This is a genomic window from Staphylococcus roterodami (genome assembly GCA_022493055.1).
GTDB classification, from domain to species: Bacteria; Bacillota; Bacilli; order Staphylococcales; family Staphylococcaceae; genus Staphylococcus; species Staphylococcus singaporensis.
Genome location: CP092781.1, coordinates 370,981 through 394,864, shown reverse-complemented (window position 1 = coordinate 394,864; position 23,884 = coordinate 370,981). Strand labels below are relative to the sequence as shown.

32 protein-coding genes and 3 pseudogenes are annotated in these 23,884 nt (G+C 31.2%); 11 read left to right on the top strand and 24 right to left on the bottom strand.

Features of this window, described 5'->3' with window-relative positions; all coding sequences use genetic code 11:
* Nucleotides 1–31 precede the first annotated feature (31 nt).
* The 5 genes from ahpC to ML436_01795 all read left to right on the top strand — a co-directional run bounded on the left by ahpC (nucleotide 32) and on the right by ML436_01795 (nucleotide 5,200).
* Nucleotides 32–601, top strand: a complete 570-nt coding sequence (ahpC, locus tag ML436_01815; GenBank protein UMT78516.1) for a peroxiredoxin — start codon at nucleotides 32–34, stop codon at nucleotides 599–601.
* Nucleotides 602–616: 15 nt separating this feature from the next.
* Nucleotides 617–2,140: an alkyl hydroperoxide reductase subunit F gene (gene ahpF / locus ML436_01810; protein ID UMT78515.1), complete on the top strand. Its 1,524-nt coding sequence runs from the start codon at nucleotides 617–619 to the stop codon at nucleotides 2,138–2,140.
* A gap of 114 nt (nucleotides 2,141–2,254) precedes the next feature.
* The gene (locus ML436_01805; protein UMT78514.1) at nucleotides 2,255–3,874 is read left to right on the top strand and encodes a hypothetical protein; all 1,620 of its coding nucleotides are present in this window, start codon (nucleotides 2,255–2,257) and stop codon (nucleotides 3,872–3,874) included.
* Between the two features lie 72 nt (nucleotides 3,875–3,946).
* Nucleotides 3,947–4,573 carry an NDxxF motif lipoprotein gene (locus tag ML436_01800; GenBank protein ID UMT78513.1) on the top strand — a complete coding sequence of 209 codons (627 nt, stop codon included), beginning with the start codon at nucleotides 3,947–3,949 and terminating at the stop codon, nucleotides 4,571–4,573.
* A gap of 243 nt (nucleotides 4,574–4,816) precedes the next feature.
* On the top strand, nucleotides 4,817–5,200 hold the full coding sequence (locus ML436_01795; GenBank protein UMT78512.1) for a hypothetical protein: 384 nt from the start codon (nucleotides 4,817–4,819) through the stop codon (nucleotides 5,198–5,200).
* Between the two features lie 66 nt (nucleotides 5,201–5,266).
* Here ML436_01795 and ML436_01790 read toward each other — a convergent pair whose 3' ends face one another.
* The gene (locus ML436_01790) at nucleotides 5,267–5,848 is read right to left on the bottom strand and encodes a histidine phosphatase family protein (protein ID UMT78511.1); all 582 of its coding nucleotides are present in this window, start codon (nucleotides 5,846–5,848) and stop codon (nucleotides 5,267–5,269) included.
* Nucleotides 5,849–6,029: 181 nt separating this feature from the next.
* Here ML436_01790 and ML436_01785 point away from each other — a divergent pair.
* Nucleotides 6,030–6,237 (top strand): annotated as a pseudogene (locus tag ML436_01785) (hypothetical protein).
* 40 nt (nucleotides 6,238–6,277) lie between these two features.
* Here the strand turns inward: ML436_01785 and ML436_01780 are convergent.
* Nucleotides 6,278–6,520, bottom strand: a complete 243-nt coding sequence (locus tag ML436_01780) for a GlsB/YeaQ/YmgE family stress response membrane protein (GenBank protein ID UMT78510.1) — start codon at nucleotides 6,518–6,520, stop codon at nucleotides 6,278–6,280.
* 298 nt (nucleotides 6,521–6,818) lie between these two features.
* Between ML436_01780 and ML436_01775 the strand changes: the two genes are divergently transcribed.
* On the top strand, nucleotides 6,819–7,082 hold the full coding sequence (locus ML436_01775) for a helix-turn-helix domain-containing protein (GenBank protein UMT78509.1): 264 nt from the start codon (nucleotides 6,819–6,821) through the stop codon (nucleotides 7,080–7,082).
* A 136-nt stretch (nucleotides 7,083–7,218) separates the two neighbouring features.
* On the opposite strand, the gene ML436_01770 is transcribed toward ML436_01775, so the two are convergent.
* The 3 genes from ML436_01770 to selX form a co-directional block, all read right to left on the bottom strand.
* On the bottom strand, nucleotides 7,219–7,791 hold the full coding sequence (locus ML436_01770) for a PepSY domain-containing protein (GenBank protein ID UMT78508.1): 573 nt from the start codon (nucleotides 7,789–7,791) through the stop codon (nucleotides 7,219–7,221).
* A gap of 180 nt (nucleotides 7,792–7,971) precedes the next feature.
* Complete coding sequence (locus ML436_01765; GenBank protein ID UMT78507.1) at nucleotides 7,972–8,340, bottom strand: YxeA family protein; 369 nt, start codon at nucleotides 8,338–8,340, stop codon at nucleotides 7,972–7,974.
* A gap of 368 nt (nucleotides 8,341–8,708) precedes the next feature.
* Nucleotides 8,709–9,320, bottom strand: a complete 612-nt coding sequence (gene selX, locus ML436_01760) for a staphylococcal enterotoxin-like toxin X (GenBank protein UMT78506.1) — start codon at nucleotides 9,318–9,320, stop codon at nucleotides 8,709–8,711.
* A gap of 241 nt (nucleotides 9,321–9,561) precedes the next feature.
* Here selX and ML436_01755 point away from each other — a divergent pair.
* Nucleotides 9,562–9,795: pseudogene (locus tag ML436_01755) on the top strand (site-specific integrase).
* Between the two features lie 709 nt (nucleotides 9,796–10,504).
* Here the strand turns inward: ML436_01755 and ML436_01750 are convergent.
* The 19 genes and pseudogenes from ML436_01750 to ML436_01660 all read right to left on the bottom strand — a co-directional run bounded on the left by ML436_01750 (nucleotide 10,505) and on the right by ML436_01660 (nucleotide 20,785).
* Complete coding sequence (locus tag ML436_01750) at nucleotides 10,505–11,404, bottom strand: acetamidase/formamidase family protein (protein UMT78505.1); 900 nt, start codon at nucleotides 11,402–11,404, stop codon at nucleotides 10,505–10,507.
* A gap of 525 nt (nucleotides 11,405–11,929) precedes the next feature.
* Nucleotides 11,930–12,031: pseudogene (locus ML436_01745) on the bottom strand (terminase small subunit).
* 46 nt (nucleotides 12,032–12,077) lie between these two features.
* Nucleotides 12,078–12,647 (bottom strand): terminase small subunit, encoded by a 570-nt coding sequence (locus ML436_01740; protein ID UMT78504.1) that lies wholly within the window; start codon nucleotides 12,645–12,647, stop codon nucleotides 12,078–12,080.
* On the bottom strand, nucleotides 12,644–12,856 hold the full coding sequence (locus ML436_01735) for a pathogenicity island family protein (protein UMT79467.1): 213 nt from the start codon (nucleotides 12,854–12,856) through the stop codon (nucleotides 12,644–12,646). The genes ML436_01740 and ML436_01735 overlap by 4 nt, the downstream gene beginning before the upstream one ends.
* Nucleotides 12,857–12,987: 131 nt before the next feature.
* Entirely contained in the window at nucleotides 12,988–13,515 is a 528-nt protein-coding gene (locus ML436_01730) for a spore coat protein (protein UMT78503.1), read from the bottom strand.
* A gap of 50 nt (nucleotides 13,516–13,565) precedes the next feature.
* Nucleotides 13,566–13,784, bottom strand: coding sequence for a capsid morphogenesis B protein (locus tag ML436_01725; protein UMT78502.1), 219 nt, complete (start codon nucleotides 13,782–13,784; stop codon nucleotides 13,566–13,568).
* 17 nt (nucleotides 13,785–13,801) lie between these two features.
* Nucleotides 13,802–14,380, bottom strand: coding sequence for a pathogenicity island protein (locus tag ML436_01720; GenBank protein ID UMT78501.1), 579 nt, complete (start codon nucleotides 14,378–14,380; stop codon nucleotides 13,802–13,804).
* Nucleotides 14,381–14,391: 11 nt separating this feature from the next.
* Complete coding sequence (locus ML436_01715; protein ID UMT78500.1) at nucleotides 14,392–14,733, bottom strand: pathogenicity island protein; 342 nt, start codon at nucleotides 14,731–14,733, stop codon at nucleotides 14,392–14,394.
* 517 nt (nucleotides 14,734–15,250) lie between these two features.
* Nucleotides 15,251–15,892, bottom strand: a complete 642-nt coding sequence (locus tag ML436_01710) for a pathogenicity island protein (GenBank protein ID UMT78499.1) — start codon at nucleotides 15,890–15,892, stop codon at nucleotides 15,251–15,253.
* Nucleotides 15,889–16,173, bottom strand: coding sequence for a pathogenicity island protein (locus ML436_01705; GenBank protein ID UMT78498.1), 285 nt, complete (start codon nucleotides 16,171–16,173; stop codon nucleotides 15,889–15,891). Before ML436_01705 ends, ML436_01710 begins: the two co-directional genes overlap by 4 nt.
* 1 nt (nucleotide 16,174) lies before the next feature.
* Nucleotides 16,175–16,537, bottom strand: coding sequence for a pathogenicity island protein (locus ML436_01700; GenBank protein ID UMT78497.1), 363 nt, complete (start codon nucleotides 16,535–16,537; stop codon nucleotides 16,175–16,177).
* A gap of 285 nt (nucleotides 16,538–16,822) precedes the next feature.
* Entirely contained in the window at nucleotides 16,823–18,292 is a 1,470-nt protein-coding gene (locus ML436_01695) for a virulence-associated E family protein (protein ID UMT78496.1), read from the bottom strand.
* A gap of 16 nt (nucleotides 18,293–18,308) precedes the next feature.
* Nucleotides 18,309–19,178 (bottom strand): primase alpha helix C-terminal domain-containing protein, encoded by an 870-nt coding sequence (locus tag ML436_01690; GenBank protein UMT78495.1) that lies wholly within the window; start codon nucleotides 19,176–19,178, stop codon nucleotides 18,309–18,311.
* Between the two features lie 63 nt (nucleotides 19,179–19,241).
* Nucleotides 19,242–19,559, bottom strand: a complete 318-nt coding sequence (locus ML436_01685) for a DUF1474 family protein (protein ID UMT78494.1) — start codon at nucleotides 19,557–19,559, stop codon at nucleotides 19,242–19,244.
* Nucleotides 19,560–19,943 carry a pathogenicity island protein gene (locus ML436_01680; GenBank protein UMT78493.1) on the bottom strand — a complete coding sequence of 128 codons (384 nt, stop codon included), beginning with the start codon at nucleotides 19,941–19,943 and terminating at the stop codon, nucleotides 19,560–19,562.
* A gap of 1 nt (nucleotide 19,944) precedes the next feature.
* Nucleotides 19,945–20,148, bottom strand: coding sequence for a pathogenicity island protein (locus ML436_01675; GenBank protein ID UMT78492.1), 204 nt, complete (start codon nucleotides 20,146–20,148; stop codon nucleotides 19,945–19,947).
* The gene (locus ML436_01670; GenBank protein UMT78491.1) at nucleotides 20,133–20,288 is read right to left on the bottom strand and encodes a pathogenicity island protein; all 156 of its coding nucleotides are present in this window, start codon (nucleotides 20,286–20,288) and stop codon (nucleotides 20,133–20,135) included. The genes ML436_01675 and ML436_01670 overlap by 16 nt, the downstream gene beginning before the upstream one ends.
* Nucleotides 20,289–20,299: 11 nt before the next feature.
* The gene (locus ML436_01665) at nucleotides 20,300–20,572 is read right to left on the bottom strand and encodes a helix-turn-helix domain-containing protein (GenBank protein UMT78490.1); all 273 of its coding nucleotides are present in this window, start codon (nucleotides 20,570–20,572) and stop codon (nucleotides 20,300–20,302) included.
* Nucleotides 20,573–20,785: a helix-turn-helix transcriptional regulator gene (locus ML436_01660; GenBank protein ID UMT78489.1), complete on the bottom strand. Its 213-nt coding sequence runs from the start codon at nucleotides 20,783–20,785 to the stop codon at nucleotides 20,573–20,575. It lies immediately after the preceding gene.
* Between the two features lie 150 nt (nucleotides 20,786–20,935).
* Here ML436_01660 and ML436_01655 point away from each other — a divergent pair, with 150 nt between their 5' ends.
* From ML436_01655 to ML436_01645, 3 genes are all read left to right on the top strand, one after another.
* A complete protein-coding gene (locus tag ML436_01655; GenBank protein UMT78488.1) occupies nucleotides 20,936–21,670 on the top strand; it encodes a helix-turn-helix domain-containing protein in 735 nt (244 codons plus the stop codon).
* 298 nt (nucleotides 21,671–21,968) lie between these two features.
* Nucleotides 21,969–23,183 carry a site-specific integrase gene (locus ML436_01650; GenBank protein UMT78487.1) on the top strand — a complete coding sequence of 405 codons (1,215 nt, stop codon included), beginning with the start codon at nucleotides 21,969–21,971 and terminating at the stop codon, nucleotides 23,181–23,183.
* 2 nt (nucleotides 23,184–23,185) lie between these two features.
* Complete coding sequence (locus ML436_01645) at nucleotides 23,186–23,869, top strand: DUF3800 domain-containing protein (GenBank protein ID UMT78486.1); 684 nt, start codon at nucleotides 23,186–23,188, stop codon at nucleotides 23,867–23,869.
* Nucleotides 23,870–23,884 lie beyond the last annotated feature (15 nt).

Below are 23,884 nucleotides of genomic sequence, written 5' to 3'. Positions count from 1 at the left end.
TCATACTTAAATTCTTAGGAGGAAGATATTTATGTCATTAATTAACAAAGAAATCTTACCATTTACAGCGCAAGCTTTTGATCCAAAAAAAGATCAATTTAAAGAAGTTACAGAAGAAGATTTAAAAGGTTCATGGAGCGTAGTATGTTTCTATCCTGCTGACTTCTCATTCGTTTGTCCAACTGAATTAGAAGACTTACAAAATCAATATGAAGAATTACAAAAATTAGGCGTAAATGTATTCTCAGTTTCAACTGATACACACTTCGTCCACAAAGCATGGCATGACCACTCTGATGCAATCAGCAAAATTACTTATACTATGATTGGTGACCCTTCACAAACAATCACTCGTAATTTTGATGTATTAGATGAAGCTACAGGTTTAGCTCAACGTGGTACTTTCATTATCGACCCAGACGGTGTTGTTCAAGCATCTGAAATTAATGCTGACGGTATCGGCCGTGATGCTAGCACATTAGCTCACAAAATCAAAGCAGCTCAATACGTACGTAAAAACCCAGGCGAAGTATGTCCAGCTAAATGGGAAGAAGGCGCTAAAACATTGCAACCTGGTTTAGATTTAGTAGGTAAAATCTAAGGAGGCATTACAAACATGCTTAATGCTGATTTAAAACAACAACTTAAACAACTATTAGAACTAATGGAGGGCAACGTTGAATTCGTTGCCAGCCTTGGTTCAGATGATAAGTCCAAAGAACTTAAAGATTTGTTGACAGAAATTACTGATATGTCACCTAGACTATCTCTTTCTGAAAAATCTTTAAAACGCACACCAAGTTTTGAAGTCAATCGTCCTGGTGAAGAAACAGGTGTAACATTTGCAGGTATTCCATTAGGTCACGAATTTAACTCACTTGTTTTAGCAATTTTACAAGTAAGTGGTCGTGCACCTAAAGAAAAACAATCTATTATTGATCAAATTAAAAACTTAGAAGGTTCATTCCATTTTGAGACTTTTATTAGTTTAACTTGTCAAAAATGTCCTGATGTCGTTCAAGCACTTAACTTAATGAGTGTGATTAATCCAAACATCACGCATTCTATGATTGATGGTGCAGTGTTCCGTGAAGAATCTGAAAACATCATGGCAGTTCCTGCTGTCTTTTTAAATGGTGAAGAATTTGGCAATGGTCGTATGACAATCCAAGATATTCTTTCTAAACTAGGTAGTACGGCAGATGCATCTGAGTTTGAAAATAAAGAACCTTATGATGTTTTAATCGTTGGTGGTGGCCCTGCTAGTGGTAGTGCAGCCATTTACACAGCGCGTAAAGGTTTACGTACTGGTATAGTTGCTGATCGTATCGGTGGGCAAGTAAATGATACTGCCGGCATTGAGAACTTCATTACTGTTAAAGAAACTACTGGTTCTGAATTTTCTTCTAACTTAGCAGCGCACATTGACCAATATGATATTGATGCAATGACAGGCATTCGTGCTACTGATATCGAAAAGACAGACGAGGCAATTAAAGTTACGTTAGAAAACGGAGCAGTATTAGAAAGTAAAACAGTCATTATTGCTACTGGTGCAGGTTGGCGTAAGCTAAACATTCCTGGTGAAGAACAATTGATTAATAAAGGTGTTGCATTCTGCCCGCACTGTGACGGACCTCTATTTGAAAATAAAGACGTAGCAGTAATCGGTGGCGGTAACTCTGGAGTTGAAGCAGCAATTGATCTTGCAGGTATCGTTAATCACGTAACATTATTCGAATTCGCTGGTGAATTGAAAGCTGACAACGTGTTACAAGATCGTTTACGTTCATTATCAAATGTTGATATCAAAACAAATGCTAAAACTACTGAAGTTGTAGGCGAAGACCATGTTACAGGCATACGTTACGAAGACATGAGTACTGGCGAAGAGCATTTACTTAACTTAGATGGTATCTTTGTTCAAATTGGTTTACTTCCAAACACATCATGGTTAAACGATGCTGTTGAATTAAACGAACGTGGTGAAATTGTGATTGATCGTAACAATAATACGAATGTTCCTGGTATATTCGCAGCTGGTGATGTCACAGATCAGAAGAACAAACAAATTATTATTTCAATGGGCGCAGGTGCAAACGCAGCTTTAAATGCCTTTGACTATATTATCAGAAACTAAAGTTTCATTCATTTCACTGACAGTATCTTACATTTGTTAAGATGCTGTTATTTTTTTATCCCGACATAAAGTCATGGTATGATAAACTAAATATATATAACGAGGTGTGCAAAAATGCTTGATGTTCATTTTATATACCCAGGAAAATTACAAAATGCATGCGAATATTTTAATTTACCGACCCAAAAAGAAGGATTTGAAGTCACGATTCATGCTTTACGCCCTGAAAATATACATAAAATTTATCATGATATGGATAAGACAGAACAAAAATTTATAGAAACACTTATATCTAATGGTAATCCTGTCACAATTATAAATAAACGCGATGTTAATATTTTAAAGCTAACAAATCATCTAGGTTTTGTTTATCAAATTAATGAAGATGAGTTCTTTGTCAATAATTTATTTTTAAGAAATATCAATTCAGAAGTACTAGATAGTACCTATGGTGAATTCGAAACATTAGATACAATAGACCATATGCATTTAAATGATGAAGTGTTTCGTGTAAGACAACATACGCGCTTAAACGATGTCACATTAGAACATGCTTTACTGCTAAAAACTAATGACGAGCTAAAAACAATATGCAGGCAATATGGTATTAAAGGATTCTCAAATAAAAACAAACAAAATCTTGTTGAATTAATTATGACAGCATTTTTCAATAATAATCACATCATTGAACAAGTGTTTTCTAATGCTACTCTATTTGAGTTTGATATTCTTTCTAGCATACTTGAAAGTGATGATAACTACCGATTAAACAATGAACTAACTAAATTTGAAAAGCTAAAATCAATAAATTTTGACAACTTTTTAACTAGTCATTTTTACTATTATTACAACTTTGAATATGATTGTCTTATTTTGCCAAATGATGTGCGTAAACATATTGAAAATTTCGTGAATCAAGTCGGCAATGGTGATTTTGAGAAAGCTGTAAATCAATTTGTTGATGAACAAACAATTGAGAATAGTTTAGCAGAGTTTGAAAACGCTTTAGTGTTATCATTTATGGACGACGAAGTTGACTTAGATATGTTACTTAAAGATGACGATTTTGGAGACTTTGGTATAACTGATAGCTTAAGAAATGATACAATCACTAAATTAATTTCTGAGATTAAGAAAGGTTTAATAGATAAAAAAGATATTTTACCTCTTCGTATTATACTTGGTTCTGTAAACTTGTATGGTATTTTATCAACTAATCATCTACTATATCTTTTACAAAGATTTTATGACTCTACTTTTAGTAAAGAAGAGTTACAATATAGCTTAGATACTTTAGCTGGTACTGAGCTATATTATGTTGAAGATGACTTCGTGTTTCATCCTGTGTTATTTGATGTTGTCGAGTCTGAGGCGTCAGGCATTGATATTTCTGATGATGGATATTATGTACCAGCTTCTGTTGAAGAATTAATCTATTATGATAGACATCACTATTTGAAATCTGATCAAGCAATTAAAGAGTTTACCAGTTATCTACGCAAACAAATCAATATGGCAAATGATATTGAGAAAGAAAAGTATGTGAATGAAATCATTATGCTTTTACGTACGATACCTATTTCTAAATTGATTCAACCAATTATGCAATTATTTATAGATAATGATATTCTTAACAACATTCAAAATGACGCATTATTTATCGACAAAGCAACTCATGCTCGTAATCATTTACGTTTATGGTCATTGCAAGGTCATCGTGACATTCCAAACTAATTGAACGTTACTCTATTAAATATAAATGCACATTTTTTCAATTAAAGATAAACCAAGGAGTTATATTACATTATGAAAAAGAGATTATTACTAAGTACATTTTTAGCATCAACATTAATTCTTACAGGTTGTGCAGCTGATCAATCTGACAAAGATGACCATCATTCTAGTACTGGCATACATGCACCTAAAAGTGCTAAAAAATTAGAAGAAAAAGATATCTTTAGTTCAAACAAGAAAAACAGTGATATTAGCGAGGAAGAAATGAAGAAAGCTGTCGAAAAATATTTATCTGTAAATAGCGATATACTTGATAACAAATATATTATGCAACACAAACTCGACAAACAAATTGACAGTCAAACAAAAGTAACCGAAAAGCAAGCAGAAACACTTAGCCACTTATCTAATTTAGCTGTTAAAAACGACTTACATTTCAAGAAATTTGTCACTGAAAACAATATTCCTAAAGAATATAAGAAACCCGTTGATCTAATTATGAATTACTTCAAAGCATTAAATAGTACAATCGCCAATGTTGATGAAGATATTGAAAAGCTTAACTATCAACCTCAAAACAAAATCAATGTGGTCGACGTACCAACAAAATATGCTGGAGACGTTAATAAAAAGCAACAAGATAAAATTAAAGATTTCTTAAAATCTAAAGGTATCAATAGCGATGTCATTGATAAATAACTGAATATTATCATTACGGCATGTAACATATCATTACATTAGCCATAATTCATGACGATTCTTTATCTTTTAAAATGACTAATCAATTTAGCTAAAGTCATCATTTGTGCATCAAGCAGTATATTACTGTTTGATGCTTTTTTAACTCTATCTATTCCAAAATCACCCATTAGTTGACGCATTTGACTATATATCTAACATATTTCATACTTATATTGACTCTATAAACAAAGGATGGTCATTATGAAAGTTCGAATTACTTTTATTATTTTATCAATTTTATCAACGATTGTTTGCTTATTTTTAGCAGCCATGCATCCAACAGGTCCAAACACAGTAACTTTTGAACAGCCATATTTATTCACCCTCAACATCATTATAATGGTATTAGTCGCATTGCCCGCACTTATTTTAGCTATATTCAATAATATGAGTTTTAGAATTTCTTCTGCTATTTTACAATTTCTAGGGGCTATCTCTTGGTTCTTTTTATCATTGATATTATCACTCACCCAATTTACACCTTTTACAGTAGCGTCATTTGTTACATCAATTATATTGTTCGTAAGTGCAATCATTACATTAGCTATTGGTGGTAAGCCTGTTAATAACGATGACTTCCATTAAATTCCTAATGTAAAAAGGTTCTGGAGACAGCGTTAGATTTTACTGCTTCAGAACCTTCAAACTTCTCTATTCAATGATATATGGCTTGCAATTTTCTACCTTTAAATCCACAGCTTCTTCCCTTGAAACTTTGTTAAAATAAACCATCAAACAACGAATAACAACTTGATGTGCAACAATAACAATATCATCTTGTTCAGTATTTTCACTAACAACATGATTCATAAAATGCGAAACACGTTGGTATACATCTTCGTAACTTTCTCCTTCAGGCGCTTTTTGAGAAAAACTATGACGAAAATCTTTAAACTTAGGATCATTAAAATATTTTTCATATTTCGGATTAACACTGACATCATCTTTATATTTACCCTCAAATACCCCTAATGAACGCTCTCTTAGTAAGGGTGTTGTCGTAGAAGGAATGTCATATGGAAAAATATGTTTAAATGTTTGTCGTGTTCTCAATAAGTCCGACACATATACATGTGCTATATTTTTTTCTTTAAAATATTGGCATAAATCATCTGCACTTTTTTTGCCAGCATTCGTTAACGGTACATCTAATTGACCACAAAAATATGATCGTGAATGTTTATTATCATAATTCGACTTCGATTCTCCATGTCTAACTAAATAAATCGTCATGCTATTACTCCTCTTCTTCTATATTTCATATTTACCATAACATTACTTTTAACCAAATGGAAATGATGTTTCTCAATATTTTTCTAATAATATTTAATTAATTTGCTTTTAAAATAAATAATAATGAAAATAGTGTTGTCTTTAGTCTAGTGATGTGTTACTATATGGGTGTAGTTCTTAAATGACTACACAGTCTTTTATATTCATGAACATAATACTCCTGGATGGCGCAACCCAACGTCATCCTTTTTTATTTGTCTATTGCTCACTTTTTTATTCTTACCTTTCCTCATATCAATCTATTGTGTTTTAATCCTATCTTGCCTATATTTTCCAACATTATAATACATATCGAACGTTTTCATGCAAATAAAAAAGATGACAACTAAGTGCCATCTTTATATTAATTCAACATAAGTTGAGTATTTATTATTTACGCATAGCTCTTAAAATTAAAGTTACAATTGCGATAAAGATAATTGAACCAATTAATGCTGGTAAGATGTAAATGTTTCCTAATTCAGGCCCCCATTGTCCGAATAGTTTGCCACCTACCCATGATCCAATAATACCTGCGATAATATTACCTAAAATACCACCTGGGATATCTTTACCCATAATAGCACCAGCAGCCCATCCAATTAAGCCACCGACAATTAACATTCCAAACATAATTCTCAGTCTTCTTTTTCTATTTATTTTGCGTTATTCTAAGTAGTACCCCTTATTCAAAATTTTAAAACAAAGTTAAAATATTTTTATTCAAATCTTTTTCCAGTCATTGATTTAATTTTGAAATTATTCAATGTGACTATAGCTAATTGTTATTTGTTACTCAGAAAATATTATATTTTGTGTCATTTTCTTAATTACGATTTCTTAGCTTGATTATTTTTTATCTTAGGAATAGAATATACACATATTATTAGCATCCTTGATTAGTAAAGCACAGAAATGAGGTTAAATGACAATGAATATGCATATTTTATATAACTTACGAACTAAACATAATTTAGAAATTGACGAATTAGCACAACAATTAAACGAAAAATATGGTACTAAATATGAAGCACATCAAATTTGGGAATGGGAGAATCATCACCATGAACCCAAATTTAAAGATGCCATGCATTTAGCTGACTTTTTTGATGCACCATATGAAATGTTTTTAGAAAGTAAAGTTAAAGAATATCAGAAGCATTTAGAAGAAGTCGATATTCGCATGGATAAATAAATATTATTAAACCCTCACAATATGTATGTCATATATCCTTTTACGTCAAACAGGACTTATGCATAAGTATTGTGAGGGTATTTTATTAATTAATATAAATTAAGACATTTTACAAGAGTTAATGCAACGAATCTTTTTAATGATCTTGTTCACTCTTTAATACTTTACCGTTTTTAGCATCGACAGTAACTTCTTGCTTTTTATTACCTTTTTTCAAATCGATGTTGTAAACAAGTTTGCCATCATCTTTTTCAAGTGACCATTCTTTAATATCACCATCAAATTCTTTTTGTCCTTTTTTGATAGCTTTTTTATAATCTACTGCATCACTATATTTAAAATTATCATTTTCATTTACGGTATCTTCTTTTTCAGTCTTTTTATTAATTACTTTTTGGTTTTTATCAGCAATAAGTACTTCTGATTCTTCACCTGATTTTTGTTGTGTCACTTTATAAGCCCATTCGCCATTAGAATTTTCAAATGAAATTCCTTTTAACTTTTGACCTTTATATGTTTCTTCAGCTTTTTTCACAGCATCTTCTGGACTTGTCTTAACATCTTTTAATGCAATAACGTCTTTTGTTGTATTAGTGTCTTGATTAGTATTTGCCTCTGTTGATTTTGTTTCATCTTTTGGAGTATCATTGCCACATGCCGTAAGCACCACCGCTGACATTGATAATACTGCTAATGATTTTAATTTCATAATATCACTCTCTCTTCCTATTTTTGAAACTCATAACAAAAGCTTATATGCTATATAGAATGTATTACCCCTTGTTTTTAATTTTATTCATAATTATTACAAATATTTTTAAATTAATCGTTATGTGTTACTTTCGTTCGTACTCATTTTTAAAATGAGCAATGTAATATAAGCACGTTATTATCGACTCAATTTCTCTAAAGCTTTTTTAGGCACTTGTCCCTTTTCAACTTCTTCAAAAGTTTCTACATGATGACCTTTATGTGTTATTTTCAAGTATCTATGCGGTTTAATATCAAATGTAGCAGTATACATTAATTGTGTTTCTTTCCCTTCTTTATTAAAAGCACTTTGATTATAACTTCGGAGTTGATCATCCATTCTAGTAGATACCTCTGTCGTTTTAACATAAGAATCTTCCTTCTTTACCAATGGATTAAACTGATCTGTTACACCATGAGAATCTATTGTTTTTAAAATGAACAAAGTAGCATAAGCGCCAATGATAGTAAGTGCGATATATATAATTGTTTTTAAAATCGTTTTCAAAAGATCACCTCTGCCAAAATATAATATAGGATGTCACTGAAAACAACTTACATAATTGTAATTAAAGTGTAAGTATTAGGAGAAAATGATGGGATTTGAATCTGAAAGATACGCATCGTTTTTAAACTAAGTTATTTTATAGAGGCTTTATTATGGAATTGAGAGAAGTTGATTTTAAGGTTGTCGAGTGTAAAAACATATTGATTAACCATAAAAGAGAAATTATTTTTATAGATTTCGGCATAAACGTCATTAAAGAATTTTCTATATGATGGTGTTGATCATAACAAAGAAAGCTAGGCACCTTTAGATACCTAACTTTCAAAGTATTAGCGATCAAACACTGTATATACTAATTTAACTTAATTTCAAACTTGTTCAATGTCATTAACACTTTTCACAAGTTCGAAAGTTACATTTTTTATATCATCAGTATTAATTTTTACATTTTCCCTATTTTTTTGTAACTCTTTATGCGACTCTAATGTATATTTACCGCCATTCTTTGTATTTATGACGATGTTACCCTTAGGCAAATGTTCTCCCATATATAAGCCATAAGAAATATGAGCAAATCTTATGATATGATCCAATTCTTTTAAAGTGACAACTTCTTTATTAAGAGTAATGTTCCTCTTAGGTGTATACACTCTGCCAGCAACTGTGTAAGTCCCTTCTAAATGTATACGAACTTGATTTTCATTTAAAGGTCTCTCTGAATAAACCCAATTCCTAGATTTATTAGATTTTCCGTTTATAGTATTTTTGCTGTATCTATCGTAAAGTTTTTTAACCAAAGCTTTTTCCGAATTATTTGGTACTTCTTCAACTTTTTGAAATTGTTTATCTTGTACACTTGAGGAATTTTGTGTTGACGCGTCTGCTTTTGGATATATTCCAATTGTTCCCCCATAGATGATACCTAGCGATAGAATAGATTTTAATACGATTGAATTTTTTGAGTCATATTTTTTGAACATATTTAATTACCTCCTTGAAGTAAAACTTTATTTTCTTCAATTATAAAAATAATAGCCGTGTTCATGAATTAAATTCATCTTAACTCTTGATTAACTTTAGTTTGCTACCACTCTCAAATTTAATAACTATAAGACGTCTACACTTAATTGGACAAAATCTATGAGAATAGAATTTGTTAATTTAAAAAAGTAGGCAATTCAAAGTTATAAGTGTACTAGGATAAATAGATACCCCTATAGTGATGTGTTACTAGCTAAACGTAATAACACTTTAGAAGTTAAGGAGTTACTGGATTATTTCGACTATGTAATTAAGTATAAAAAACAACCAACGAGAAAACGTAATTATAAAATGATAAAATTTATAATGCAGTTTCAAATTGCTAATGTCATGCATATCAACGAACTACTTACAATAAGGAAATTAAATACAAACTTTGAAGATAAAACGCTAGATATCGACGGCACAATTAATTGATTATCTCATTTTATTAATTCTAATTTGTTCCGGTCTTTCTTATTCTGAAACAGAACTTCAAAAAATTATAAGCCAATTCGAACAAAACCTTGATTTTTTACGATCAAAGATACGTGAGTCGACTTATGATAAAATTATAGGTGTTCAAGCAAGACCTAAATTAAGAAGTTTAAAGAACTTTATCAATAACCTTGATTTTTATCTAAAAATAGATTAATATCATATACAAATAGCGGTGCATATCTGCGGAATGCACTTGAGGTTAACTGTTACTGACGGTTGCCTCTTTTTTTTATGTCTAAATCTCAATAACTTTCACCTCATCTTTTTTACCCTTTTCTGTCCCTTTTCTATATCCCAAAGCATAAAAAAATCCCCCATAAGCCTATGCCTACGAGGGTTATAATATATTAAATATTATTGTTCTTCTTTTATATACCGCTATTTTATGAATAATCACTAGTGTTCAAAACACTATTAAATCAAGAATTTATAGTCATGATTTTCATTTTGAAAGTCTATGAATATGCACACTATTTCATAACTTTGCGAACTTTTTGCGAACATACTACCCTTGTCCCTAGTTTCACAATTACGCCTTTTTTTCACCATTAAAACAACCACGCTCCTAAATTAATAGGTGGTGTGGTTTTGTTGATTCGTTTTGGATATAATATTTATCAAAAAATTTTTAGTTCTCTATTTATTAAATTACAATGTCAAATTGACGCAATATATATCTAGGTATATATAAACGTATTGATTTTTGAGGATTAACTACCTGATTAATTTGCACTTCGCAAACTAAACTAAATAGTTTAAGGAGATCATTTGTAGATAGACCTGTCCTAAATTTAAAAAACTGAGCCAAATCTTCTATACCATTTTCAATAGCCTTTTCAATAGTGCATCCTGAAGAAATGAAATACATACCTTCTTCATTCGTTAAAATTGGGTTTTGTAAGTTCATACCGACATTGGCTTTTGAACATATAATTTCTACTTCTGCATTAATTTCTAGACCTGTTCCTCCAACTTCTCCATCTGACATAGCTAAATGTACGTCACCAATAGATAATAAAGCTCCCTCGTGATAAACTGGTAAATATAGTGAGCTATTTTCCGTTATTTTTTTACAATCCATATTTCCACCATGCCTTCCAGAAGTTGATGTAGAAATACAATCACCCTCAGGAGCTACACCAATAACACCTATCATTTTATTAATAGAGATATTAACGTCTTTAAATTTTATAGTTTTATCATTGAATTCATCTATAAATGCAAACTCACTACCTCTTATTATCTTATTAACACCTATCTCATGACCTGTATAAATAATACCATTTGATTTTTCCTTTATTTTTAAAACGTCCACCTTTAAAATATCACCTTTATTAATGCCATATATAAAAATAGGACCCGTTGCTGGATTAGTCTTCTGCAAAATTTTTTTAGTTAGTATCGCATTTTTATTTTTTATTTGTTCTTTATAACAATCATAAGTTTCAACCGTTACTCGCTCATTCTGTTCAATAAAATAATTAGTCTTATTATTTTTATCCATTGTGAATACATTACGTTCTTTAGATAAAAAATTTGCCAATCCATATATACCTCCTTTGACATAACTAAAGATATCTATGCTAATAACACACCACAGTCGGTGATTTTAAACATCTTATATCAAGGTAAAATTTGTATCGCGTTTAAGACTGAAAGTATTAGCATTGACATAAAAAGGTAAGCACCGAAATGCTTACCTACTTCCCATAAATATATTAGCATAAATGTAATGATTTTGATAGGAAATTTTAATTTATAAAAAACTAGTCCGAAGGCTGGTTTATTCATAGTTGAGAATTTGGACACTATATTAGTGTTTTCTATTGTTATAACACTTTGTCGTGGCATTTCATATAAAAAACTCCACTATCACATGACGTAAAAATTGTTCGTTTAATCAAAAAAACTATTTAAACACCTCTTCGTTAAAGTACAAATAAGCTAATACATCCACTTAAGGACACACTTAACGAAGCCACATTTGGCTCGGTTATATAAAAAAGGTACCCCTAATTTGGAGAAACCCTTTATTATAATATCAACTAACATACCTATAAAGCACTGCTTATAAATCTCTCTCACTTATCTCATCATCTTCGCTTATATTATCAATGAATACTGGTGTTGCTACATTTAAGTCTACTTTCTCAGTAAATAAGCTATGGTATCAAACTAATTAGCATTAATTTATAATTAGCATAACTTCATTTTCTTCAATCCTCTAACGGAATATCATCCACAATCACAGTATGGTTAGGGTTAGCGTTAGATACATCTTGTACAGCTTTGTCTAATTCCTCATCATCTCCATCCCATTCACCAATATTAATGAATATAGGCACATTCCCGTTAATATCATGCTTATCTGTAAATAACTTATGGTATTTACCCAACATATCACGAGCTTTTAAACGATCACTTGGCTTAATTGGTACCTCTATCAGTTCAACATGTTCATTATAGACTAGCTGTACTTTGCCATTTTGTGGATTCTCTTTATATTCCCCACGCTTGACTACAACTTCTTTCGTTTCTGTTTCATCACCGACTGCCGCATTCGTAAGCACATGTAGTAACTCTTTTGCAGTTAATACATTCTCATCTATAATCTTATCTTTTTGTTCTTGTATATATTGCTTGATGTGTGGCTTCTTTAATAACCTACATCCTGTCACATGTGCACTATTTGCGCTATAGCCTGCTTTTATGGCACTTTGTGTCACATTAAGTGTTCTAATATACTCATTCACAAAACGCGCTTGTTTTGCTGTTAACTCACTCATTCTATCACCTCCACAATTTTATCTAATAAGGTTTCATACCATAATCTTACAGATTGTTCTGAACACTCTAAGACATTGCTAATATCTTTAAAACTACGTCCTTGTATTAAAGAATCGAAAATATAAAACTCTTTATCATTAGCTACTCGGTCAACAATCATTTCTAAGTGATTCTTTACAATATGATCATCAATGTTATCGTCTGCCATCCATTCATTAGAATTTTCATCACCTATTGAAAAGAATTCATCGGTATTTATTTCATCATCTATCAACATATCCCTTCTAGTTCGCTTATGATAATCACAAACGAAGTCTTTTATTTGCTTTTTATCCATTGTTACACCACTTTTACATATGAAGATTGATGATAAGCATTTACTCGTGCAATCTTACTATTTTCAATTGCTATATTTCTTTGTTTTTGACGTTCTGAACGTTGTTTAATACTTGCTTGATACAAATCACCCTGTAAGCGTTCAATGACGTTGTAGGGCTTATATCGTCCATTTGAACGCATATATTTTACAACTTGCTTCTGCTCTCTTTCTGTATAATGATTTAGTACCGTTTTCAACAACACCATATTACTTATAGATCGATTTTTATAGTTTTGTAATCTTGCCTTTGTTTCAATAATTTTGATAACTAGTTTTTCAATTGGATATGAGACAGACACGACCCCCATTATTTCATCACATGTTGTTGTCGATGCACTCATATGGTACATACTTTCAATTTGGAATTCACACATCTTAATTTTCTTATTAATAAATGCTGGGTTAAATTGCGTTAATAGTTGATAATCAGATAATTTATTGTCACCATTACGATAATATAAACAATTCTTCGTTTTAAGCAGTTTCATTTATTCACCCCTATAAACAGAGCCTACCCGAATTGGATAGGCAATCATTGCTATTTAATAATTCGGTTTTGCTTAGCTAAATTTTGTAGCTCTTCATTATATTGTTTTTGCTTAGACCGCTCTGTTTGTTGTAACTCACTTGAAATATTCTGCATATTATTTTTAATATCCAAATCAACTGCATTTATTAATAGATTTGTATCTTCTTCATTTAAGCCAAATGCATTTGCGACCTTTTTAGTATTATTCAACTTATATTTTGTTTTCATTTTATTACCCTTTCCTTTTAACGTTTTAAAAACAACTTGTTATTGTGTTCGTATGGCAAATCATTACCATTAATAAATGATGTAAATATATTTTCTCTAAAGTAGCCATTTAACGCTTTTCTAGCCTCTTTGTCATCATATAATTGTTCTTGATTATACACACTCGCATATTGTTGATGTTCATCTTCATATCTATCATTAATATCTTCTATTTCATCAATGATCTCATTATATGCATCGACTACTTTTTTTAATTTACCTAAAGCTGATTGCTTTTCTGATTCATATAATGATGACAACTCGCTTTGATGTTTTAATAATTCAATTGTCTTTTGATATTTAACTTCTTTCGACACACTTTTCTTTGTCTCTAAGCGTTTATTAAGTGCTTTTAGTTTCTTTTCATCAGCATCTGTTGCTTGATATAGGTTATCTGCTTTATCATCTTGTCCATCCATGATTAACTGTTTGTATGTGGACTTATCTAACTTTATTTTACTTTCCAATGCATTGCACTCTTGTTCCAATTCTTGTATAGCCTTTTGTTGATCTATTACAAATTGGTTGTATTCTTTAAAGTACGATTCAGTTTTCATTTTTATCCCCTTTACACTTTAATTCGCTTCAAAGCTTCATAGCGTTTCATACTGCCATCAGCTAGTTTCTTAATACTTCTCATCGCTTGTTGCTTTTCTTGTTCTGTCGTAATGATGTAATAACCACGTTCACTAGGTTTATAACTGCATCCGATAGGATAGCCATAATCATATACTAATGAATTGATTACTCTTCGTAACCATCGTTCATTGCTTGAATTATATTCATATCCCAATTGATTTAAGATTTTAGTTTTAGTAATATACTTATTGGACGTATTTTTTATCACATTGAAAACTTGCAGGTGTTCGGTGGGTAAATGATACGTCTCTTTTTCTGCGATACTTTGCATTTCTACACCCCTTTATTTTAATTATTCCATATCTAAATTATACCATTTTTACAGGTCTAAAACAAACTTACGTTCGCTTTATAGCGCGTTTTATCAATTGTTTAGCTTATCGTATATAACACTTATAAAATCATGTTATAAACTTAACATTAGGCTTTTCACATTAACTTAATACAGAACTTAAGTTCGATAAAAATAGCACGAACAAATAGCGAACAAAATTAAGTTTTAGGCCTATACCAAAAACACACACTTTAGCTTGTATTAGCGTTAACAAAGTTCGCACACCTTGCACAAATCTTGCCATTTTTTCAATTCTCAAAGACTGTATACCTTCCGATTTTAAAAGCTAATACCTTTATATAACCTTATTATTTTCAAAGCCATAAAATAGCTTAATATCAACGTTTCATACTTTTTTAAAGTTCTGTACCTCAACCATTTTAAACTGCTATACCTCGTATAAAATCGTAGTATTTTATTAGGAGCCACACACTACATGTGACCCCTCATAACATTATTTACTCAAGCTATAGTAAGACGCTTTTAAATCATTCAATTTACGTTCTAAAGCCTTGTAATCCTCTTGTATCGCATTCTCATCTTGTACAAACTCAGTTACTAATTTCAATCCCTCAACTAACTCTGGTGCTGGTTCATTGATTCCCGTAGCTAACTGATACAACATTTCAATATTCGCTATCATATCAGTATTACTTGATTGAATGCCCTCAAGTGTATCTGTATCAAATCCATTTTCTAGGTACTCAAACACATCACTATTATTTGATTCTGCATATGTTTGTAATCCATACATAAAATACTCATCTTCAAACAAATGACTAGCCATCATATCACTAATAGAAAGCTTTTTACCGTCATGTAATTCATAACCCACATAATGTCCCTCTATGCTTCTTATAAGCCCCTCAGTGTGCTTAGGTGACGCTAATTCAAATGATTGCCTTACTTTACAATCTTTAATATATACATGACCGAATAACTTGCTGTTCATCACCACATAAACCATATCAAACGGATCATTATATAACTTAAAGCAATACGGTTGTACTTTACTATGTTCTAATAATCCTGTGTAGTACCTTAGTAACGTGCCTGCTCGTGTTTCGAATTCATTTACGATAGTTTCTATGTTCATTGTGTTATCTCCTTTTGAGCTATTTTGCTGAATTGTTCAAACTCACCTGTCTCAGTATTAAATTTTTTAATGCTAAATGTGGCTGCTTTATCAATGCACCCCACATCATCACAGTCATAAAAATTAATATTATGGGCTTTACTTAAAGCCATACATACAACTGGTGAATACCACACTTCGCCATCTTCTATATATTCAACAAATAAATTTTCAGGTGCTGGCATAATTTGAATTGGTGCATCATGATGAAGTTGATTGTAAATTTTCTCTTTGTCATTCATATTAGACACACTCCTTTTCTTTCTTACTAATATTAAACGTAACAGGCAACCAATGATCTGTTTTAATATTTTTCGACCTTACAATAGGCAAATCCAAACCTTTACCATCAACCATATAAACAATTGGCTCACAAATATCCATCTCAATACGTCCGTCTTTTTTAAGTTCAGCGATAACATCAAACGCTTCTTGATTCCACCCAATCCAAAACACAACATTGGGATGTTGACCACTTGTATATGCGCCGTCACCTTTATAATCAAAGTTATTTTCTTCAAATACACGTTCTATTTCTACAAATGATGTACCAGCATGAGCTTTTATATATTCTAAAATTTCTGACTTTAATTGATTTTTATTCATTTTCTTCCTCCTAAATTTTGGTAAGTGTCCCATTTCGCTATTTCCAACATATTTCGGGACATTGTCAGGACAATGCTCAAAGCTTACTCTCCCAAAGGATTAAAGTTAACCGTCCCGCTGTCCCACTATTTTATGACTACACTTATATATTTTTTGAATGTGCATATATTATTTATAAGTTTAGGGTAAAAGTTGTGGGACACAGGGACATACATAACATAGCGCTTACTGCCACAAGAGATTGAAGGTGTCCTACCACTGTCCCATAACCGTCCCATTGTCCCATTATTTTTGTTCTTTGCTTTTTAAGCTTTGATAATAGGATATTAAATTAATATCAAAACCATATTGTCTACCTATACCTTCGCCAAATCTATGACGCGACTTACTTTGCCCACAATAACACGTATTTCTTAACGCTTTATCAATTTTTCTTAAATGGTGTTGTTGTGGTTGGTCATCTCGTTTCATCATCACTTTCCAAATTTCCATGCTACATACCTTGTCACGCCATACATAAGCACCCGGTTTTGTATTCGGTAATTCAATCAATTTACCATCACCATATAATTTAATATAGTCTTGGTCTATAACATCATGCGCAGACACTCTTTTTTCTTCTAACGTTCTATACCAATAGTCTGACGGAATAGGACGTTCAAGGAATTCCTCTATTTCTCCAACTAAAGCATCTTTTTCGGAATGAGCTTCTTGGACTTTCAAAGCCATTTCACTCGCTTCTTTATCTAATAGCAATGCTTTATCCGTCGGATTCTCATCAAAATATACTTTAGCTTCGGCAAACATTTGTTGCACAACATCTGGTGTTAGATCGTCAAACGGGCTTTTAGTTGCTTTATTTTTATCTGTCGTAATAGGGAAAAAACGACGATTGCCTGTTTGGTCTTTTAAAAACTCATAGTTATTGGTTGTACCTACAAACACACACTGTCTAGGATGACGCTCTGTGCGTTTACCATACGAAGCTCTATAAATATCTACAATGGCACTTATAAACCCCTTAATATCTTCAATAGTAGACTTTTGAAATGCCGACAGTTCTTCAATTTCACATATCCAAGAACCCTGCAATTTCTTATAGACCTCATCACCTTTAAACGTTTTAATACTTTGGTTATACCAATGACCTCCCAATTTACTCACTGCCGTAGATTTTCCAACACCTTGACTACCATATAAAATAATCATGGAATCATATTTAATACCTGGCTGATAGATTCTAGCAACTGCACCCATCATCCATTTTTTTGTAACTTCTCTATTGTAGTGGTTATCTTGAGCACCTAAATAATCAATGAAGAGCGTTTCAATTCTTTTGATTCCGTCCCATGATTTAGATTCAATCATCGATTTAATAGGGTGAAATCTATTTTGATATGCTTCCTTTTCAATTACAGTATCAATAAGATCACGGCTAAACTGCACATTATACAATCTATCAATATGTGAAATTACATGTGTTGTATCTATATCAGCCCAATAATAATTCGCATCCCCTTTTGACCTCCAATATGGTAGACGTTTCAGTTTGGTTACTTTTTCAAAAGCGTCATATTGTACTAGCCCTTTTAAACTCTCATCATTACACAATATGATTTCAGCATTTGTAGTCGTTTTTTTCAATGCTTGTGTAGTAGCAGAACGCCTTAATTGACTTTTCCAATCATTAGCATTTAAAACACCGGTTCTACTATCAATCATTTCAAACACTTCATCATTTGTTACATTTTCCAAACAAAAACCTCCATTTCTAACTGCTTTTACTATCTTTTTTCAAAATACTTTTAAAAGTATTGTTTACTTCACTTTGATTAACAGGTGGTTTGCATACACTTGCCCACGCACTCACTAACCCATAAACTAAGTTTGGATCTACATGCCTACGTAAAAGATAACCTGTAATTGAAGCCAATGTTGAATTGCGCTCTCCCTCACTTACACCAAAAGCTATATCTCGCCAATACGCACTATCACGTCGTGTGTACCCTTTGATATTAGGACCATCATTTGATTGTTCATACTCTTTTGACCACTGTTCGAGCATATCAACATCCATAATTGGACAGTCATTCACTCGTTTAATAAATATGTGTCCTTTTTGAATAACTGGTAATGCAAAGCATCTACTTGGCTGATATGAACCTTCATCCACTTTATGGCCAATTTTATTTGCTAACACTTTTGTATATTTACGATAATCATCTGCACTTATCCGCTCATTCAAAGGGATATACAAGCGTATTCTAGCTTGTTCAGTTGTATGGCTAAACGATGTGTGCCAAAACCATGCAACATTGCTTAAAACTGAGCTGATTGCGTCATGTAATTGCTTTAAATCATTTATTTCATCGTAATCAAGTACAATCACATCTCGATATATGACATTTTTATCATTTCGATGCTTTTCGATAATTTCACCGTGATTATTTGTACCGTCTTTAATATCACCGTAAACAGCAACACCACGTGCATACTTATAATTTGATTCTATAGGCACAGACAGTTTATTAACCAACTTATTCCATTTAGGTTTTGAAAATCTCTTAAATGAACGTGAGTCTAAACTTTCATAATGTACCACTGAAACACGTGTGTCATATTCTAATTTAATTTCATTCATTTTTTGCACCTCTAGTGATTCACAGAGTAAAAAATGCTATAATAAACATGTGTAATTTCTAAATTACTCTGTGATTTTTAATTTCTGCGCGTCATCTGATTCCTCGTCAAAGTTCTCAGATGATGCTTTTTCTAATTCATGAAATCTTTCTATTAACTCATCAAAACGATTTAAGTATGCATGCATTAAATCGTGCAGTTGCTCATTGTGTATACGGTGTTCTTCGTATGCATATCCATGCCTCTTCACTTCTTCCATTGTGTTTAACTTATTAAAACCAAAAACATCGTTAATGAACCAACTTTGTATCAACTTTAAATCTTCAAACTTCTTTTTTATCACTTCAATATCACACATTATATTGCTAATCTCCCAATTCATTTATAATACCTCCACTTCAATATTTCCCACAATGTAATCTAATGCCCACTCTAACATTCCAATCACGTGTCCTTTGCGATCTGTTGTATGTTTATGTTCGCCTTTATCATCTATGACACTATAACGGTAAACATCTTGTGTTTCTTTCATGACATCGCTTAATGTCATTGTTACTTCATCAAGAATTAAAAACGCTTCATCTTTAAAATCTAATTCAGCAAGAACATTGAACAATCCAGTATGAACTAACTTTAAAGCATGTTCATAAAATACTGCATCCTCATTGCGATAACTAACATTATCATAAAGCTTACTTTTCTCGTATAATACTAATTCTAATATTTGAACCACTTTTGATAATTGATATTTTTGTTTGATTTCCATCTTAACTACCTACCTTTTTCTTATTTTTAATTTCTGTAATTTTTGGTAAATCCATTTCTAAACACGCAACTTGAACATCTTTACTAACATCAGGAAAGTACTGTTCAAATACTTTTGGCGGTATATTTAACATTAAATTATGTTGAGTATCTTTAATGTTGTACCAGCCAAATACTGTTTTTGTAATAATCACTTGTTTTCGCACGTTGCAATCTCTCCTGTTAAATTACATCCTAAAGTTATTAGCCAAGCATAAACGCTAAAAGCTACATACATGTTAGATATTGCTAGTAATAAAATTGTTAACAATGAAACTAAGCAAATATAAGTTAAGTACATTTTCATCGCCTTGCCTCCTACATCCATTTTTTATGACGCACCTTCATGTACTCCTCGAATCGCGGAATACTGATGACTATCATTGTTGATGATAGTGAATAATATAAATCATCCACACCTTTAGAATCTTTTTCCCACTCTTTTAAAATACGATTGACCGAACTGTATGAAATTCCAAAAATACTAGCTAGTGCATTAGGCTTTGCAAACAACGGATTTACTACAACTTGCTCCGGTTCTGTAACTGTATTTTCTTTTGATGGAAAATCTTGTAACTTTGTTCTAGGCATTTATTTAACCTCCTTTTTTTCATTAATTCCAAAAAATTCATTTGGTGTTACACCGAAATATTCACATAACTTCATAACTGTTTTTGTATCTGGATTTTCAGTACGTTCGTGATACAAGCCATGTATTGATGTTCTGGAAATACCAGTTACCGTGCTAAGTTTTGATGCCGTAACTCTATGTTTCCCCATCAACAAACTTAAATTATTATTCAAAATAAGTACTCCTTCCTTTTAGTACTACAAGTACTTTTTTTGTACATTGAGTACAAATCAAATATTACACATTTCTTTTTGTATTGTCAACACAAAAAATATTGTACTCAAAGTACAACTTATTTATAATTGTAATTAGAGGTGATTTATATGACTTTTGGTGAAATATTAAAAAAAGAAAGAGTGAGTTGGAAGCTTTCGGTTAAAGAACTCTCTACTTTATCAGGCGTTTCGCAAACATATATAAGTAAATTAGAAAACGGAAAAAGAAATTTCCCTTCTTTAGAAACAATTTTCAATTTACTAATAGGCTTTAAAACACATATCGAATATAAAATGGGGAGTGAAAGCCCGTTTTATGAAATCAATAATAGTTACTTAGATGAAATTCTTATAATGTTTATAAACTCATCTAATAGCACTATTAGCGATAGAGATCCCAATGAACTTATTACAAAATTCAATGAATATTATGATGTTACAATTAAAAATAAACAGAACGAAAACTCAAAAATTGAAAGTGATATATTCAGTAATAAAGTCAAATTGGTTAAAGGGACTACAAAAAAAGAAGTTATAGAAAAGCCTTATTTTGACTTAAATTGGCTACTTACTCAAAATGAATATGAAGTGTTTTTTGACAGAAGCTTTCTCTTAGATAATAATTTTTTAAATAAGAAGCATTTCACAGAAAAAGATATGTATTATTACAACGTTTTAAATGATAACGATTTAAAGACAATTAAAGATTTAATCGTTGTATTTTTACTTAATAAATACAATTACATTAAAAACAAGGATGATTTTTTTAATATCTTTACAAACTCGGAAGATGATAAAACTAAAAGAGACGCCTTATATAAATTTTTATATGAAACAGATTGATGTCATAATTTTCAAATAAATTATATAAAACAGTCAAATTCCTACGTGTCCTAGCATACCTACGTCTTATTTTAAGGTTGTGAGATACATAGTAAAAATGATTCAACCAATATACTCAAGGAGTGATTAATTGAATGTATTAATCGAATATTTACTTTTTACTATATATGCGTTAGTTATAACTATTTTTATCACTCAATGCATATCAATGTTTAAACTGATTGATAACATGTATAACTATGATCATTTAAAGCACTATAAAGAAAAAATTGATGAAGATGACAAGGAGGGATGACAAATGTGGGTTCGTGAAATCACTAAAAACAACAATACTGCCTATCGCTATTTAGAGCGCTATACAGACCCTTTAACTGGTAAGTATAAAACAGTATCAGTTACACGTAACAAGAACAATGTGCGCAGTCAGAAAGACGCTCAATTAGCATTAAACAAAATCATTGAGCAACGTCTTAAACATAACAGTACAAAACAACTTGAAAACTTAACATTCCATGATGCATGCGATGAATGGTTAGAGCATTACAAGACACATTCAGGCTCAAAGCCAACGACTATTAAAGAAAAGACAAGTAATGTTAATACAGTCAAAAATGCTATTGATAGTAAAGTGCTTATCAGCAAGATTACGCACACCTACTTACAAGACATCATTAATGAATGGGCTAAATCACATAGTATTGGCCATGTTCAGTCTCTTGTTATTGTTATCCGTTCCGTTTTCAAATATGCGTTTAAATATTATGATCTTCACGATATTAGTGTGTTAGATAAAATAGATATACCTAAGAAAGCCAAAACCAGAAACGAACTTCAAGCTAAACGTAATAACTATTTAGAAGATAGCGAAGTAAAGGAGTTACTTCAATGCTTCGACTATCTAATTAAACATAAGCGTCATGCTACACGTAAACGTAACTATGAAATGATAAAAGCATTAGTAGAATTTCAAATTAACAATGGAATGCGCATTGGCGAACTCCTAGCAATCAAGACAGACAATATAGGTATTGAGAATAAAACACTAGAGATTGATGGCACAATCAACTGGGTTACTGATACAGAAACTGGAGCATTTGGCGTTAAAGAAACAACTAAGACAAGTAAGAGTTATCGAACAATAGGCCTCACAACTCAAAGTATTAATTTACTTAAAAAGCTCATGCTAGAAAATAAAAAAGAAAATCAGTGGAATGCTAAATTCATAGATAGAGGTTATATATTTACTAACACTGCTGGTAGCCCTATTGACTTAAATAAGGTGAATAATATTATTAAAGAAGCTACTGATATAAGTTCAATTAACAAGCGTGTGACAACGCACACATTACGTCATACACACATATCTACACTTGCGCAATTAGGAATTAACCTAAAAGCGATACAAGAGCGTGTAGGTCACTCAGACTATAAAACCACCCTAGAAATATACACACACGTAACTGATCAGATGGCAAAAGATATGATGAATAAATTGGAAAGAATTGGGGGATAGAAATGATTAATATATATTGTGATGAAAGTTGTCATATACAAAACGATGTTGCAAATATTATGGTCTTAGGCGCTTTATCAGTTGATTCTAAGGATAAAATTAGTATAGTAGATTCATTTAGAAAGATAAAAAGAGAATTTAATATTAAAGAGTCTGTTGAATTAAAATGGACTAAAGCATCAAAGAGTAAACTTGGTATGTATAAAAAACTTATTGATTTATTTTTCAATGAAAGTTTATGTTTTAGGGTAGTAATTGCACACAATAAAAAAGAATTATCATTTTCTTCTGGCGATGATTATAATACATGGTATTATAAAATGTATTTTCTATTACTAGGCAAAATGATTAACAACCCTAATGAGCAATATAAGATATTACTAGATATTAAAGATACTCTTGGAGCTCCCAAAGTGCAATTTCTTCATGAAGTATTATGCAACAACATTTATGATTTTAAAAAAGATGTGATTAAAGAAATGCATCAAATTGACTCTAGAAGAAATGACTTACTTCAATTATGCGATATTTTAATTGGTATTTTTTCATATGATAGAAGAAATTTACAGTCTTCTCCTATTAAAACCGAAATAGTTAACTATTTCAAAAAAAAGGCTGGTAATAGTTTTAATGGCACAAGCCCAGATGAAAGCAAGCTAAATGTTTTTGATTGGGGAGAAAAATAAAATGTATTAAAATGA